Below are 15,508 nucleotides of genomic sequence, written 5' to 3'. Positions count from 1 at the left end.
GCGTGAGCCGAAGAGAGCACTGCCGTACGAGCTCGAACGAGAAGGAGTCACCGAGGGTGCCCACTACTCCAGACGACATCCAGCGCCTCATCGCCGACGAGGACGTCGAGGTCATCGACGTCCAGTTCTGCGACCTGCCGGGCGTGATGCAGCACTTCACGGTCCCCGCCAAGGCCTTCACCGAAGACGTCTTCGAAGAGGGTCTCGCGTTCGACGGCTCCTCGGTGCGCGGCTTCCAGTCCATTCACGAGTCCGACATGCTGCTGCTGCCGGACGCGGCGACCGCGCGGATCGACCCGTTCCGCAAGGCGAAGACGCTGGCGCTGAACTTCTTCGTGCACGACCCGTTCACCCGTGAGGCGTACAGCCGCGACCCGCGCAACATCGCGCGCAAGGCCGAGCAGTACATCTCCGAGTACGGCGTCGCCGACAACGTCTACTTCGGCCCCGAAGCCGAGTTCTACATCTTCGACTCGGTCCGCTTCGACTCCGCCGAGCACGCCTCCTTCCACGAGATCGACTCGATCGAGGGCTGGTGGAACACCGGCGCCGACGAGGTCGGCGGCAACCAGGGCTACAAGACGAAGTTCAAGGGCGGCTACTTCCCGGTCCCGCCGGTCGACCACTTCGCCGACCTGCGCGACGACATCGTCCGCAACCTGACGAACGTCGGTTTCGAGATCGAGCGCGCGCACCACGAGGTGGGCACCGCCGGCCAGACCGAGATCAACTACAAGTTCAACACGCTGCTCCACGCGGCGGACGACCTGCAGCTGTTCAAGTACATCGTGAAGAACACGGTGTTCGCGGCTGGCAAGACGGCGACGTTCATGCCGAAGCCGCTGGCCGGCGACAACGGCTCGGGCATGCACTGCCACCAGTCGCTGTGGAAGGACGGCCAGCCGCTGTTCCACGACGAGTCCGGCTACGCCGGCCTGTCGGACACGGCGCGCCACTACATCGGCGGCCTGCTCAAGCACGCGCCGAGCCTGCTGGCCTTCACGAACCCGACGGTGAACTCCTACCACCGCCTGGTCCCGGGCTTCGAGGCCCCGGTTTCGCTGGTGTACTCGCAGCGCAACCGCTCGGCGTGCGTCCGCATCCCGATCACGGGCAACAACCCGAAGGCGAAGCGCGCCGAGTTCCGCTGCCCGGACTCGTCGGGCAACCCGTACCTGGCGTTCTCGGCGATGATGATGGCCGGCCTCGACGGCATCAAGAACAAGATCGAGCCGCCGGAGCCGATCGACAAGGACCTCTACGAGCTCCCGCCCGAGGAGGCCAAGGACGTCAAGCTGGTCCCGGGCGACCTGGGCACGGTCCTCGACACGCTGGAAGCGGACCACGACTACCTCCTCGAGGGCGGCGTGTTCACGCCGGACGTGATCGAGACGTGGATCGCGTACAAGCGCGAGAACGAGATCGACCCGCTGCGCCTGCGCCCGCACCCGTACGAGTTCGCCCTGTACTACGACGTGTGATCGGCGCTGGGCCGCGGTGACGGCCCACCCGGACACGGGACGGCGGTCGAGGGGAAAGCCCCGGCCGCCGTCCCGTTCTTTTTGCTCGGTTATGGACCTCGCGTGGCGTCCTTCAGGCGGAACACATCCTTGATGCCCGCCGCGTCCGCTCCGAGCTTGACGGCGTGAGGTGCCGGAGCGCATACGCCCCGCGCCGCGCCGTTGGCGAATGCCCGCGCGCAGCAAGCCGGCAAGAAATACAACGTCGTGCCAATGACCACGCAGAACGCCGGCCCGCACGCTCGCCACCTGCCGTTCGGCGGCCTGTCTGCAGGCGGCACGGATGGTCTGCGGGCAAGCCGCCGGAAGATCCAGTGCACGGCGCGCCGCCGCGACAACGTTGCTACGAGTGTCATGCGCATCCGCATTGCCCGCGTGTCTTCCCCATAGCCGCACCGTCGGGCTTCTACTCTGACTGCGAAGCCTGCTTCAGTCGCTTCCTCGTACGGCCGTCGAGGAAGCGCCCCTGGCTCTCTCGACACTGCCGGGTAGATCGCCCGCGGTTTCCTCAGGGGAGAAGGTAGGTGAGGCCCGTGTTTCGACGGGGCTGGAAGAACCGGTTCACCGTCAGCATCACCTGTGAGGTGACGCTGACGGTGAACCACGCAGTAACCGTGGTCGGACTGGTCCTGCTAGGCGTAGGAACCTGGTACCAGCGCTGACCTGCGGTAACCCGTCACCGGGGCTGTCCTGCCGGACGGCCCCGGTGATGCGTTTGCGGGTTTGCATGCAAACCCGGCTGGATCACTGTAACTCTGGCCGGGTACGTACACCGACAATTCGCTCGGCATGTTCTGGCGCAAGATGTCAGAAGAAGTCAGGAGAAGTCAGAAAGAAGTCAGGCCTACATGGCTTGACAACACAGTCCGCTGTCGATAAGGGCGTCGCTGCGGGATGAGCTTGGCTCCCCCTTGGTCCCGGCAGCCCAGTTGCTAACAGCGGCGCGAGCGTCGTGGTGACGGCGCAGCCGCCGTCCCGTTCTCTTGTGCCAAGTTATGGACCTCCCGACCGGCTCCACTATGGACCTTTCCACCGGACCATTCCCGGGCCAAGCTGCTTCCATGTCCGTCGAATTCCTGATCACCGCGCTCGTCATCGTGGTCACGCCGGGGACCGGTGCGCTCTTCACGATGAGCGCCGGGCTCTCGCATGGCACCCGTGCCAGTGCCGTTGCCGCTGTCGGCTGCACTCTCGGCACCGTTCCGCACGCCGTTGCCGCCATTACCGGGCTTGCCGCTCTGCTGCACACCAGCGCCGTTGCCTTTCAGGCTCTCAAGTACGCCGGTGTCGCCTATCTGCTCTACCTCGCGTGGTCCGCGCTGCGTGCCAAGGACGCTCCGGCCCGGGACGTCTCGCCCCAGCCTGCCGGGCGCGTTGTCCTGTCCGCCGTGCTGGTGAACGTGCTCAATCCGAAGCTCACTGTCTTCTTCTTCGCCTTCCTGCCCCAGTTCGTGCATCCCGGCGATCCGCACGCCACGCTCACCCTGATCGAACTGAGCGCGGTGTTCATGGCGCTCACGCTGGCCGTCTTCCTCGCCTACGGTGCCGGTGCCGCCGTGATGCGGGACCGGGTGCTGGCACGGCCGCGCGTCCGGGCCTGGCTGAACCGGATCTTCGCCGGCACCTTCGTCGCCCTTGCCGCCCGGCTGGCCGTCGGATGATCCGGTTCCGGCACTCCGGCGAAATCTGGTCGGACTTTCCCCAGCTGGTTGCCGGCGTGATCCACGCCGAGGACGCGCACACGGACGGCGAGCACCTCGAGCGGTACTGGCGCATCGCGGCCGAACGTCTCGCCGCCGGGCCGGAGTCGGGGCTGCCCGAGATTCAGGCGTGGCGACAGGCCTTCACGCGGCTGGGCCTCAAGCCCACCCAGTACCGGTGCGCCGCCGAGTCGCTGCTGCGCCGCTTCCGCAAGGACGGCTCGCTTCCCTCGATCCATCCGCTCATCGACCTCGGCAACGCGATCTCGCTCGCCTTCGCCATCCCGGTCGCCGTGCTCGACGCCGGCACCCTCGACGGGCTGCTCGAAGTCCGCTACGCCACCGGGGACGAGAAGTACCTGGCCTTCTCCGGGGAAACCGAGCACCCCGCCCCGGGCGAGGTGATCTTCGCCGACGAGCACGGCCACGCACACGCCCGCCGGTGGACCCACCGGCAGAGCGCGCGCTCGGCCGTCTCGCCCGCGACGCGGTCCGTGCTGATCGTCGCCGAAGCCCTGCATCCCGGTGCCGCGCACGACATTCCCCGGCTGCTCACCGCGCTCGGCGACGAGCTGCCGGGGTCCGTCTCGGCAGTGCTGACCCGGGAGGCGCCCGAATTCCGCACCTGACCGGTCACGACGACGCGGTCGGCCTCCGGAACAGCTCCATCGCCTGGTTCCGCCGGAACAACGGCCGCAACCGGTACGTGTAGTGGTAGTCGCGGTCGGCGAACAGCTTGTACTCGTCGTGCGTCTGCGCGCCCCAGCTGTCGTCGCCGCCGACACCCATCTGCCGGTGGTTCAGGCGCAGCACCACTTCCTGGCGCGGCGTCAGCTGGTAGTCGTGCCGCGCTCCGATCGACAGGTCCTCCGGCGTGAAGTGCGACGCGTTGACCTCCAGCAGCGGCTCGCCCGTCGCGAGCAGGCCGGCGCCGCGGCGGTTCGTCAGCGCGACCCACCGCACGTCGGTCTTGTTGCCGTTCTCCTGCGGGCGGATGTAGCCCGTCCACTGCCCGGCCACCGTCGAGGAGTACACGCCCACGTCCGAACCCGTGTTGCGGTCCCAGTGGTTCTCCTCGGGCCCGCGGCCGTAGTAGTCCAGCGTGTCGAACTCGCCGGGCACGAACAGGATCGTCCCCACCTCCGGCAGGTACGGCAGGCTCGCCGCGCCCGGGTGCACCGTGTGGTCCACCTTGATCTCGGCGTTGCCGAAGACCGTGTACGTCGTCGTGTAGGCGGACTCGACCGCGGTCGGCAGCGTGCCGCGGACCGTCACGACCACCGGCTTCCCCGCCGTCACCGAGACGTCGGTGACGTGCCGGTCGGCACCCGCGTACCGCCAGGTCGCGGTGCGGCTCGGGTGGCCGTTGCCGCGGTCGTTGTCGGTCGGCGCGCGCCAGAAGTTCGGCACCGGCCCGGACGTCACGAGCCGGACGCCGCGGGCTTCGTAGGACGTGATGAGCCCGGTGTCCTTCGCGATGACCACGCTGAAGCCGTCCCCGGTGATCCGGACTTCGGCGTCGGTCTCCTGCACGGCGGCCGCGGGCACCTGCGCCAGCGGCACCGGCGCGACGGCGGGACTGCCGAAGTCGACCGGCAGCTGCTGCTTCGCCACCTCGAACCCGGGCTGCGCCCAGAGCGTGGGTGCCTTGGTGGTGAAGGAAAAGCGGACGAAGTACTCCCCTGCCGGGTTGGCGGGACGGCGCAGCGGCAGGGTGATCGTCCGGCTCGACCGGGGCGGCACGTCGAGCTGCGCGGCGGTCAGCCGCCCGCGCTGCACGACCTTGCCGTCGTTGGCCAGCTCCCACGTGCCGTCGAACGCAGTGACGTTGGTGAACAGGTTTTCGTTGGTGATCGTGAAACCGCTCGCGGCCGCGGAGACGTTGATCGCCTGGTAGACCTGCTTGACCTCGACGGCCTTCCCGCTGATCCGGCGGTCGGCGGTGACGATGCCGTTGGCGCAGAAGTTGCCGTCGTTGGGGTTGTCGCCCCAGTCGCCGCCGTAGGACAGGTACGTCCGCTGGCTGGGCTGCTTCTCGGAGTACGCCGCGGTGGCCGAGTCGAACCACAGCCGCACGGCCGGATCACGCGGATCGCGGTCGCTCGCCGCGATTTCCGCGGCGCCGAGGGCACGGGCGTACACGCGGGCGATCCGGATGTGCCCGCTGAACACGCGCGCGGAGTTCTCGACGTCGGTGCCGAGCGCGAGCTGGACGGCGGAGCTGTCCGGCACGCGGTCGGTGTCCGTGTGCGCGACGGCCTTCCCGTCGAGGTAGAGCGTCAGCGTCTTCGCGTCGTGGTCGAGCACGCCGGCGACGTGGTGCTCCTGGCCCACCCAGTCCGCGGGCAGCGGTGCCGTGACCGAGATCCACTTGCCGGAGTAGACGAAGAATTCGAGATTGGTGTCGTTCTGCTTGAGCGAATACTGGTGGTCGCCCTTGGCGATGATCGGCTGGTGCCCGCCGACCGCGGCGGCGGTCACCCACGCTTCCAGCGTCAGAGAACCGGTCAGGTCGAGGCTGTGCGCGGGCGGGAAGACGGCCGCGCCGGCGAGGCCGGACCCTGGCGCGAACGTCGCGGCGGTCGCCAGTTCCGCGGTGAGCGCCGCCGGGCCGGTCTCGGTGAGCAGCTTGCGTTTCGGCGTCGGCCAGTACAGGCCCTGGTCGACGAAGTCCCAGATGAACCCGCCCTGCAGCACCGGGTGGGCGCGGATGACATCCCAGAACTCCTTGAGGTTCCCGGTGGAGTTCCCCATCGAGTGCGCGTACTCGATCATGATGTACGGCCGGGTGTCCGACTGGTCGGCCGCGCGCTTCGCGAGCGCGGCCGGTGTCGGGTACATCTGCGAGCGGACGTCGCTGATCCCCGGCCGGTCGTCGCCCTCGTACTGGATCACGCGCGTCGCGTCGTACGACCGGATCCAGTCGTACATCGCGACGAAGTTGCTGCCGGTGCCCGCCTCGTTGCCGAGCGACCAGATCACGACGCTCGGGTGGTTCTTGTCGCGGTGCACCATCGCCTTGACCCTGGCGAGCACCGCGTCCGTCCACTCGGGATTCGAGCCGGGGTAGTGGTCGCGGACGCCGTGCGTCTCCAGGTTCGCCTCGTCGACCAGGTACAGGCCGTACTCGTCGGCCAGCTCGTACCAGTCGGGATCGTTGGGGTAGTGGGACGTGCGGACGGCGTTGATGTTCAGCCGCTTGATCAGCCGGATGTCCTCGACGAGGTCGGCGCGGGTGAGCGCGCCGCCGCGGGCCGGGTGCTCTTCGTGCCGGTTGGTGCCGCGCAGGCTGACCGGCTGCCCGTTGATCCGCATCAGCCCGCCGGAGAGCACGAACTCGCGGAAGCCGACACGCGCGGACAGCGTCTCGGTGACCCGCCCGGCCGGGTCGCGCAGCACGAGCACGGCGGTGTAGAGGTTCGGCTGTTCGGCCGACCAGAGTTTCGGCGCGCGCACGGCCTTCTCCGCCTGCACGGTCACGTCCTGCCCGACCGGCGCCGACCCGAGCGAGACCTGCTGGCGCAACGGTTCCGGCCACACCGGCCGCCGGTGTTCGTCGTACAGCTGGGTTTCCACGGTGTAGGTGCGGGTGTCCGCGGCGCCGTAGTTGCGGACGCTCGCGGTGACCGCCAGGTCGGCGTTCGTGTAGCCGTCGCGCAGCCGCGGGTCGAGGCGGAAGTCGCGCAGGTGCACCGGCGGCGTCGAGAACAGGTAGACGGACCGGTAGATGCCGGACAGCCGGATCATGTCCTGGTCTTCCAGCCAGTCGCCGTCCGGGAAGCGGTAGACCTCCACGGCGAGCTGGTTGGTTCCCGGGCGGAGATGATCGGTGATGTCGAATTCCGCGGGAGTGCGCGAGTCCTCCCGGTAGCCGAGCAGCGTGCCGTTGACCCACACGTAGCACGCCGACTTCACGCCCGCGAAGTGCAGGAACGTGCGCCGTCCCGCCCAGGAGGACGGCACCTCGAAGGTCCGGCGGTACTGGCCGACGGGGTTGAACTTCGTCGGCGCGAACGGCGGCTGGGCGTTCTCGTTCTGCCCGTTGGCACCCCACCAGGGGTAGGTGATGTTGGTGTAGATCGGGAAGTCGTAGCCGTGCAGCTGCCAGTCGGACGGCACGGGGATGCTCGCCCAGGAGCGGTCGTCGACGTCCTCGCGGTGGAACTCCGGATCGCGGGCGTCGGGCCGGTCGGCGTGCCGGAACTTCCAGTCCCCGTCGAGGCTCTGCCGGAACGGCGAGCAGGTGCGGTCCCCGGCGAGGGCCTGCCCGAGGTCGGCGTACGGCATGAGGGTCGCGTGCGGCGGCTCGCTGCCGACGTCGAAGATGCGCATGTTGTTGTTCCACTCGGGGAACCCGTTGGGCGGCGCGGCCGACGGCCGGGTGGCGGCCGCGGCCGGGCAGGCGAGCGCCGAGAGGGTCGACGGCAGCGCGAGCGTGCTGAGCAGGGCGGCCCCGCCGCCCAGGAAAGTGCGCCTGCTGAAGGAGTTCCGGTGCCCGGACGGCTCGGGCGACATGTGCGTCATCGTTGACCACCCCGTTCTTCGACATCGGAATGGTTACCTCTTCACCATCCGAAGTCAACGCTTCTACGCAGAAACCAACGGAAGTTGCTGTTGGTTTCTGTTCGAAGCTGGGTGATCACCCGGACAGCGGAGTGACAGGGCCGCGCAGGTCCAGCCACATGATGCGGAGGCCGACGTCGCCGTGCACCGGATGACGGAACGCGCCGGGCGCCACGCCCAGTGTCGTGAACCCGAGGCTCTCGTAGAGCCGGATCGCGCTCGTGTTGGTCTCGACCACCGCGTTGAACTGGATGGCCACGAAGCCGGCCGTTCGTGCCCACGCGATCATGTCCGTCACCAGCGCGCGGCCCACTCCCCGGCCGCGGGCGGTGGCCGCCACCATCAGGCTTCCGGAGGCCACATGACTGCCCGGCCCCGGGCGGTTGGCGTACATGTTCGCCGTCCCCAGCACCCGGCCGCCGTCCGCGGCGACCACCACCCGGGCCGGAGGCGGGCGCAGCCAGGAGGCGCGGGCTTCCTCCTCGGTCATCGCCGGGTCGTAGGGAAAGGTCTCCTGCGCCGTGACGACGTCGTGGACGATCGGCCAGATCCCCGGCCAGTCCCCGGCGGTGGCCGGGCGGATCATCCCTCCGCCGTCGACAGCAGCTTGAGGTCCGCGCCCGCCGCTTCGAACCGGCCGCGCGGGTCGTCGACCAGCTTGCGGCGCTCCAGGTCCATCAGCCCCAGCGTGCAGGTGATCTCCGCGGCGAGGGTGCCGTCCAGCTTGACGATGTCGGAGTCCATCTTGAACGTCTTGCCGCTGCCGAACTTGACGTCGCACGTCACGTCGACGACGTCGCCCGCCCGCAGCTCGCGGCGGAACACCACGTGCGTCTCCAGCAGCACCGAGGCCACGTTCCCCAGCCCGGTCAGCGCGCCGGACGCTTCGAGCAGCTCCAGCCGCGCCACCTCGCCGTAGGAGTGGTAGACGGCGTGGTTGAGGTGGCCCAGGGTGTCCAGCTCGTAGTGGCGGACCTTGATCCGGGTCCGGAACGGTTCGCGATCGCTCACCCGGCCCACTGTAGGTCAGGCCTCGTAGAACAGGTGCTCCACCACCGTGTGCGCCCGGCGCGTGAGCCGGCGGTAGAAGTCCAGGAACTCGCCGGGGTCCTCGGTGGCCGGGCGGCCGAGGACGCGGGCCACCGCGGCGAGGTCGCGGCCCGACCCGGGCACCTCGTCGACCGCCTTGCCGCGCACCAGCATCCCCGCGTTGCGCACCCGCGTCGCCAGCAGCCACGCTTCGCGGAGCGACGCCGCTTCGGACTCCGTCGCCAGCCCCGCCTCCGGCAGGCGGGCCAGCGCGTCGAGCGTCGAAGTCGTCCGCAGTGCCGGGATTGCACCGGCGTGCTGCAGCTGCAGGAGCTGGACCGTCCACTCGACGTCGGCGAGGCCGCCGCGGCCCAGCTTCGTGTGCCGCGTCGGGTCGGCGCCGCGGGGCATCCGCTCGGTCTCCACGCGTGCCTTGATCCGGCGGATCTCGCGGGCCTTCGTCGCGTCCAGGCCGCCTTCGGGGTAGCGGATCGGGTCGATCATCGCGAGGAACCGCTCGCCCAGCTCGTCGTCGCCCGCGACGAACCGCGCCCGCAGCAGCGCCTGGGCCTCCCACACCTCGCCCCACCGGGCGTAGTACGCGCGGTAGGACTCGAGCGTCCGCACCAGCGGCCCGCTCCGGCCTTCGGGCCGCAGGTCGGCGTCGACCACCAGCGCCGGGTCCGAGCTGGGCGCCCCCAGCATCTTCCGCACGGTCTCCGCGACCGACGACGCGAACTTCACGGCGTCGGCGTCGGAAACGCCTTCGGCGGGCTCGCACACGAAGAGCACGTCGGCGTCGGAGCCGTAGCCCAGCTCGGCACCACCGAGGCGGCCCATCCCGATGACCGCCAGCCGCGCCGGGGTCCGGCCCAGCTCGGCCTGCCGCTGACGGAACGCCGCGGCGAGCGCGCCCTGCAGCACGGCCACCCAGACACTCGACAGCGCTTCGCAGACCGCGGGCACGTCGAGCAGCCCGAGCAGGTCGGCGCACGCCACGCGCAGCAGTTCGTGACGGCGCAGCGAACGCGCGGCGGCGACGGCGGCGTTGAGGCCGGGCTGACGCCGGACGGCGGCCCGCAGCGACTTCGCCACCTCGGCGGGCGTACGGCCCAGCAGCCGGGCCGGGTCGCCGAGCAGCTGCAGCACCTCGGGCGCGCGCACCAGCAGGTCCGGCACCAGCCGGGACGTGCCGAGCAGCAGGGCCAGGTTCTCCACGACCGTGCCCTCGTCGCGCAGCACCCGCAGGTACCACGGGGTGTCCTCGAGCGCCTCGGACACCTTCCGGTACGACAGCAGGCCGCCGTCGGGATCCGGGGTGTCGGCGAGCAGGTCCAGCAGCACCGGCAGCAGCGCCTGCTGGATCGCGGCGCGGCGCGAGACGCCCGCGGTGAGCGCCTTGATGTGCTGGAGCGCGCCGTCGGGCGCGGTGTAGCCGAGCGCGGACAGCCGGCTCGCGGCCTGCTTGGTGGTCAGGCGCAGCGCCTCGGTCGGCACGTTCGCGACGGACTGCAGCAGCGGCCGGTAGAAGATCTTCTCGTGCAGCCGCCGGATGCCCTTGCCGTGGCGACGGAACTCCGCCAGCAGCGCCTCGCCCTGGCTCTTGCCGCCGGACGGCTTGATCCCGCTGGCGCGCGCGAGGATCCGCAGCTCACCGGTGTCGGACGCGGCGGGGAACAGGTGGGTGCGGCGCAGCCGCCGCAGCTGCAGGCGGTGTTCGAGCATCCGCAGGAACTCGTACGACTCGGCCAGCTCGGCGGCGTCCTGGCGGCCGACGTACCCGCGTTCGCCGAGCGCGGCGAGCGCGTCCATCGTGGACGGTGAACGCAGGTTCGCGTCGACCCGGCCGTGCACCAGCTGCAGCAGCTGGACGGCGAACTCGACGTCACGCAGGCCGCCGCGGCCCAGCTTCAGCTCGCGCTCGGCGTGCTCGGACGGCACGTGCCCCTCGACGCGCCGCCGCATCTGCTGCACCTCGGCGACGAAGTTCTCCCGGTCGGCGGCCGACCACACCAGCGGCGCGACCATCTCGGCGTACTGACGGCCCAGCTCGGCGTCACCGACCACCGGCCGAGCCTTGAGCAGCGCCTGGAACTCCCAGGTCTTGGCCCACTTCCGGTAGTAGCCCTGGTGCCCTTCGAGCGTCCGGACCAGCGCGCCGGCCTTGCCTTCCGGGCGCAGCGCCGCGTCGACCTCGAAGCAGGCCTTCCCGACGACCCGCATCATCGTGCTCGCCAGCCGCGTGGCCACGCCGAGGTCGCCGTCGCCGGCGAAGATGACGTCGACGTCGCTGACGTAGTTGAGTTCCCGGCCCCCGCACTTGCCCATGGCGATGACCGCGAGCCTGCCCTCGGCCGTCGCGCCGACCTCGGCCTCGGCGACGACGAGCCCGGCGGCGAGCGCGGCTTCGGCCAGCTCGGTCAGCTGCGCGGCGACCTCGGCGTAACGCGGGTGCTCGAGCCCGGCCTCGACGAGATGCCCGAGATCGGCGGCGGCGATGCCGAGCAGCTGGCCGCGGTAGGCGGTCTTGAGGGCCTGCTCGGCTTCGAGGCCGGTGCGCACCGAGCCGTCGTCACGCAGCAGGGCCGCCCGCAGGATGGCGCGGTAGCAGGCGGAATCGGTGCACTTGTCGCCGGTGAGCGAGCGCCAGTGCGCCGGGTTCGCGGCGAGGAAGTCCGCGAGCGCGCTCGACGTCCCGAGCACGCCGAGCAGGCGGCCGCGGAACGTCCGGTGCGTGCGGAGCTGCTGGTCGAGCTCGGCCCACTCGGCGCCGCCCGCCTCGCGGATCCGGTCGAGACCGCGCAGCGCGAGATCGGGATCGGCGGAGCGGGACAGCGCCGCCAGGACGTCGGCGGCGGCCTCGGCCGGGCCGGCGTCGGACCACCAACCGGCCGCGCGCAACTGCCCCTCGGCACGGGAATCGGTGAAGCCGTACCTCGCCGCCGAAGCGGTCGTTCGCGCGCGGTCTGCCATCACCGACCACCGTAACCGGCGAAGGCGGGTCAGGCGGCGAGCCGGCCCGGCTCGGGGTCGGCGGGTGTCGGCTCGGGCACCTGGAAGCTGTGCGCGGTGACGGGGTTGCGCCGCGAAAGGACGTAGATGCCGGCGCCCACTGCGACCCCGGCGACGCCGACGGCGATCGTGCCCGCGTTGCCGAGCGAGGCGATCTTGCCGGAGACCGCGCCGACGATCGCCGCGGCGGGCAGCGTGAACAGCCACGCGACGACCATCCGGCCCGCCATCCGCCACCGGACCGGCGCCTCCTTGCGCCCGACACCCGAACCGACGATGCCGCCGGAGCACACGTGCGTCGTCGACAGCGGGAAGCCCAGCCGCGACGAGACCAGGATGACCAGCGCCGAGCTGGTCTGGGCGGCGAAGCCCTGCGGGCCCTCGATGTCGGTCAGGCCCTTGCCGAGGGTGTGGGTGATGCGCCAGCCGCCGAGGTAGGTGCCCAGCGCGAGGGCACAGGCGGCGCTGACGATCACCCACACGGGCGGCGACGCGCCCGACGGCAGGCTGCCGGCGCTGACGAGGGTGAGCGTGATGACGCCCATCGTCTTCTGCGCGTCGTTGGTGCCGTGGGCGAGCGAGACGAGCGAGGCCGAGACGATCTGGCCGACCTTGAAGCCGCGCGTGGCCGGGCGCCGCCGCACGAGGAAGCGGTAGACCAGGTAGGTCGCGACCATGGCGACGAGACCGGCGATCACCGGGCTGGCCGCGGCCGGGACGAGGACCTTCTCGACGATCTTTCCGAAGTGGACCGAGTCGGCGCCCGCCGAGACCCAGGTGGCGCCGATCAGGCCGCCGAACAGGGCGTGCGACGAGCTCGACGGCAGGCCGACGAACCACGTCACGAGATTCCAGATGATCGCGCCGACCAGCCCGCCGAAGACGATCGCCGGACCGATCTTCGTGTCGTCCACCAGTCCGCTGGAGATCGTCTTGGCGACCTCCACCGACAGGAACGCACCGACGAGGTTCAGCACCGCCGAGATCGCGACCGCCACGCGGGGCTTGAGAGCCCCGGTGGCGATCGACGTCGCCATCGAGTTCGCGGTGTCGTGGAACCCGTTCGTGAAATCGAAAACCAAAGCCGTGACAACGACGATCACGACCAGCAACGAGGGTTGCACCCCGACCTCCGCACCCTTGTGGGGACTCCTCCCGCAAGGTACCTGACGGGTACGCCCGGCGTTAACAGCGTGTTGCTGGTTGTGACCTCGGTCGTCAAGCGAGCGGCAACGACCGTTGACTGTCGGCGGCGGGCGCGAGTTCCCCGGCGGCCAACCGGACGAACCGCTGCGCGAACGGACGCCACGTTTCGGCGATGTCGGCGTGCACGGTGACCAGCGCGTCGTGCTCGAGCGAGCCCGGCCGGGCGAATTCCGCTTCGTCCGGGCAGTCCGCGGCCCAGCTCTCGACGACCTCGGGCGTCGTCTCGATGTGGAACTGGACACCGTAGACACAACGCCCGAGCCGGTAGGCCTGGTGCGGGTAGCGCGGAGAGGACGCGAGCAGCTCGGCGCCGGGCGGCAGCCGGGTGATGGCGTCGCTGTGGAACTGCAGGACGTCCTGCATGAGCGGCAGCTCGGCGAAGAGCGGGTCGGTCCACGCCGCGTCCTTCTTGGCGACGAGGTGCGGACCGACCTCCGGCCCGTCGGGCCCGGCCTCGACGTGCCCGCCGGTGGCGACGGCCAGCAGCTGCGAGCCGAGGCAGATCCCGAGGGTGGGCAGGTTCTTCGCCGCGGCCTTGGCCAGCAGCCGCCGGACCTCGGCGAGCCACGGGTGTTTCGCGTCGTCTTCGGCGCCCATGCCCCCGCCGAGGCAGACGACACCCTGGTAGCCGTCGAGGTCAGCGGGCAGGTCGTCCCCCGGGGGCAGGCGCACGTCCAGTTCGGCGCCGGCGTCGGTCAGCCAGTCACCGAGGGGGCCGACGGGGTCCGAGGCGTCCGGCTGGATGATCAGGAGTCGGGTCACGCCGTCCAGGGTAGTCAGCAGGCGCAGCTGATTCCGGGGGCTTTGGTCCCTTCGGTGGGGTAGCCGGCGGCGATCCAGCTGGTGATGCCCCCGGAGAGCCGCTTGACCCGGAACCCGAGTTCGGCGAGCTTGAGAGCGCCCTTGGTGGCGGCGTTGCACTGGGTGCTTTCGCAGTAGCAGACGTAGACGAGATCCCGGTCGAGGTGCTGCGTGGTTTCGGCGGTCATGTCCCGGTAGGGCAGGTTGATCGCGCCAGGGATCCGGGCCTGGGCAAAGGCTTCGGGCGCCCGCGTCTCGACGATGACGTAGCCGTCGGTCCGTCCGGCTTCGAGGTCCCGAACGAGATCATCGGGATCGACTTCGAAGGCAAGTTCGGCGGCGAAGTATTTGGCGGCATCTTCGGGAGCCGCGGCGGGGACGGCGAGCGTGCGTGTCATGACGTCAATCCTGCTGCCCGCGGCGGTTCCGGCACAGGGGAGAATCGGGGTGGAGGCCCGGGTCTGCCGGGGATTTCCCTGTTGTGGCCGTACGAATCCGGGAGAGTTGCGGTGGACCCCCTCGACGACGTCGACTGGCACCTGCTGGAGCTCCTCCAGGAGGACGGCCGCCTGAGCTTCACGGAGCTGGGCCGCCGGGTGTCGTTGTCCGGCTCGGCGGTGACGGAGAGAGTCCGCCGCCTGGAGGAGCGAGGCGTGATCACGGGCTACGCGGCGACGGTCGACACGACGAAGCTCGGGTTGCCGATCGAGGCGTTGGTGCGGGCGCGGGTCCGGAGCCTGGACACGCCCCGCTTCCGGACGACGGTGTTGCTCCTACCCCAGGTGATCGCGGCGGACCACGTGACCGGGGAGGAGTGCTGGGTGCTGCGGGTGCTGTGCCGGGGCACGGCGGAGCTGGAGGGGGTGCTGGAGACGGTGCAGCGGTATGGGGAGACGTCGACGTCGCTGGTGTTGTCGTCGCCGCTGAGGCGTCGAGCACTGGGGCGGCCGGGGATGGATTGAGGGCGGTGCCGGTTTTGAGGGCGGTGCCGGCTTGCGTGCCTGGGCGGCGGGTTCGCCTGCTCAGGCGGTCGGCTGGCGTACCTGGAGGGTCGGTCCGTGTATCCGGAGGGTCGGCTCGCGTGCCTGGAGGGTCGGCCTGCGTACTTGGAGGGTCGGCTCGCGTGCCTGGAGGGTCGGTTTGCGTCTCTGGGCGGACGGCCCGTCTTTCCGGGATCGCCGGTTGGTGTGCTCCGGGGCGGATCTCGCGTGATGGGGCCCGTAACTCGCGTGATTGGCGGCGGATCTCGCGTGCCCAGCGGGGTATCTCGCGTGACTGTGCGGGCATCACCCGTGACTGGAGAGGCATCGCGTGTGATTGGTGGGGCATCACGCCGGGCGGGCATAAGGAAAGGGCCTGGGCCGGGAGACTGTTGGTCTCGACCGGGCCCAGGCCCTCACCTTCAAGGTAAGTTCGGCGGTGTCCTACTCTCCCACAACCCTTCGGTTGCAGTACCATCGGCGCTGTCAGGCTTAGCTTCCGGGTTCGGAATGGGACCGGGCGTTTCCCTGACGCTATAACCACCGAAACACTACGAAACAACACACCCGGTGTGGTGTTTCAGAGCTGTAGAGTGGATGCGTAACATCTTCGTAGGCAAGTCCTCGGCCTATTAGTACCAGTCAACTCGACAACACATTACTGTGCTTCCATTTCTGGCCTATCAACCCAATGGTC

At 70.1% G+C, this 15,508-nt stretch carries 11 protein-coding genes and 1 rRNA gene; 4 read left to right on the top strand and 8 right to left on the bottom strand.

Features of this window, described 5'->3' with window-relative positions; translation table 11 throughout:
• The first annotated feature begins 56 nt into the window (after positions 1-56).
• The 3 genes from glnA (at position 57) to ABJI51_RS23845 (ending at position 3,849) form a co-directional block, all read left to right on the top strand.
• Positions 57-1,481: a type I glutamate--ammonia ligase gene (glnA, locus tag ABJI51_RS23855; protein ID WP_348953570.1), complete on the top strand. Its 1,425-nt coding sequence runs from the start codon at positions 57-59 to the stop codon at positions 1,479-1,481.
• Positions 1,482-2,581: 1,100 nt separating this feature from the next.
• Positions 2,582-3,181, top strand: a complete 600-nt coding sequence (locus ABJI51_RS23850) for a LysE family translocator (RefSeq protein WP_348953568.1) — start codon at positions 2,582-2,584, stop codon at positions 3,179-3,181.
• A complete protein-coding gene (locus ABJI51_RS23845) occupies positions 3,178-3,849 on the top strand; it encodes a B3/B4 domain-containing protein (RefSeq protein ID WP_348953567.1) in 672 nt (223 codons plus the stop codon). The genes ABJI51_RS23850 and ABJI51_RS23845 overlap by 4 nt, the downstream gene beginning before the upstream one ends.
• 4 nt (positions 3,850-3,853) lie before the next feature.
• Here the strand turns inward: ABJI51_RS23845 and ABJI51_RS23840 are convergent, their stop codons facing one another.
• The 7 genes from ABJI51_RS23840 to ABJI51_RS23810 form a co-directional block, all read right to left on the bottom strand.
• Positions 3,854-7,744, bottom strand: a complete 3,891-nt coding sequence (locus tag ABJI51_RS23840; protein WP_348953566.1) for a glycoside hydrolase family 2 TIM barrel-domain containing protein — start codon at positions 7,742-7,744, stop codon at positions 3,854-3,856.
• Between the two features lie 115 nt (positions 7,745-7,859).
• Positions 7,860-8,369 carry a GNAT family N-acetyltransferase gene (locus ABJI51_RS23835; protein WP_348953564.1) on the bottom strand — a complete coding sequence of 170 codons (510 nt, stop codon included), beginning with the start codon at positions 8,367-8,369 and terminating at the stop codon, positions 7,860-7,862.
• Positions 8,366-8,794, bottom strand: a complete 429-nt coding sequence (locus ABJI51_RS23830) for an acyl-CoA thioesterase (protein ID WP_348953562.1) — start codon at positions 8,792-8,794, stop codon at positions 8,366-8,368. Before ABJI51_RS23830 ends, ABJI51_RS23835 begins: the two co-directional genes overlap by 4 nt.
• A gap of 15 nt (positions 8,795-8,809) precedes the next feature.
• Positions 8,810-11,785, bottom strand: coding sequence for a bifunctional [glutamine synthetase] adenylyltransferase/[glutamine synthetase]-adenylyl-L-tyrosine phosphorylase (locus ABJI51_RS23825; RefSeq protein WP_348953561.1), 2,976 nt, complete (start codon positions 11,783-11,785; stop codon positions 8,810-8,812).
• 29 nt (positions 11,786-11,814) lie between these two features.
• Positions 11,815-12,948, bottom strand: a complete 1,134-nt coding sequence (locus tag ABJI51_RS23820) for an inorganic phosphate transporter (RefSeq protein WP_348953560.1) — start codon at positions 12,946-12,948, stop codon at positions 11,815-11,817.
• A 94-nt stretch (positions 12,949-13,042) separates the two neighbouring features.
• The gene (locus ABJI51_RS23815) at positions 13,043-13,792 is read right to left on the bottom strand and encodes a type 1 glutamine amidotransferase (protein WP_348953559.1); all 750 of its coding nucleotides are present in this window, start codon (positions 13,790-13,792) and stop codon (positions 13,043-13,045) included.
• Positions 13,793-13,806: 14 nt separating this feature from the next.
• The gene (locus ABJI51_RS23810) at positions 13,807-14,229 is read right to left on the bottom strand and encodes a rhodanese-like domain-containing protein (protein ID WP_348953557.1); all 423 of its coding nucleotides are present in this window, start codon (positions 14,227-14,229) and stop codon (positions 13,807-13,809) included.
• A gap of 111 nt (positions 14,230-14,340) precedes the next feature.
• On the opposite strand from ABJI51_RS23810, the gene ABJI51_RS23805 reads away from it, so the two are divergent.
• Positions 14,341-14,793 carry an Lrp/AsnC family transcriptional regulator gene (locus ABJI51_RS23805; protein ID WP_348953556.1) on the top strand — a complete coding sequence of 151 codons (453 nt, stop codon included), beginning with the start codon at positions 14,341-14,343 and terminating at the stop codon, positions 14,791-14,793.
• Positions 14,794-15,242: 449 nt separating this feature from the next.
• On the opposite strand, the gene rrf is transcribed toward ABJI51_RS23805, so the two are convergent.
• A 5S ribosomal RNA gene (gene rrf, locus ABJI51_RS23800) occupies positions 15,243-15,359 on the bottom strand.
• Between the last annotated feature and the right edge of the window lie 149 nt (positions 15,360-15,508).

This window comes from Amycolatopsis melonis (genome assembly GCF_040064235.1).
Lineage (GTDB): Bacteria > Actinomycetota > Actinomycetes > Mycobacteriales > Pseudonocardiaceae > Amycolatopsis > Amycolatopsis melonis.
This window is presented reverse-complemented; position numbering and strand designations above follow the sequence as displayed.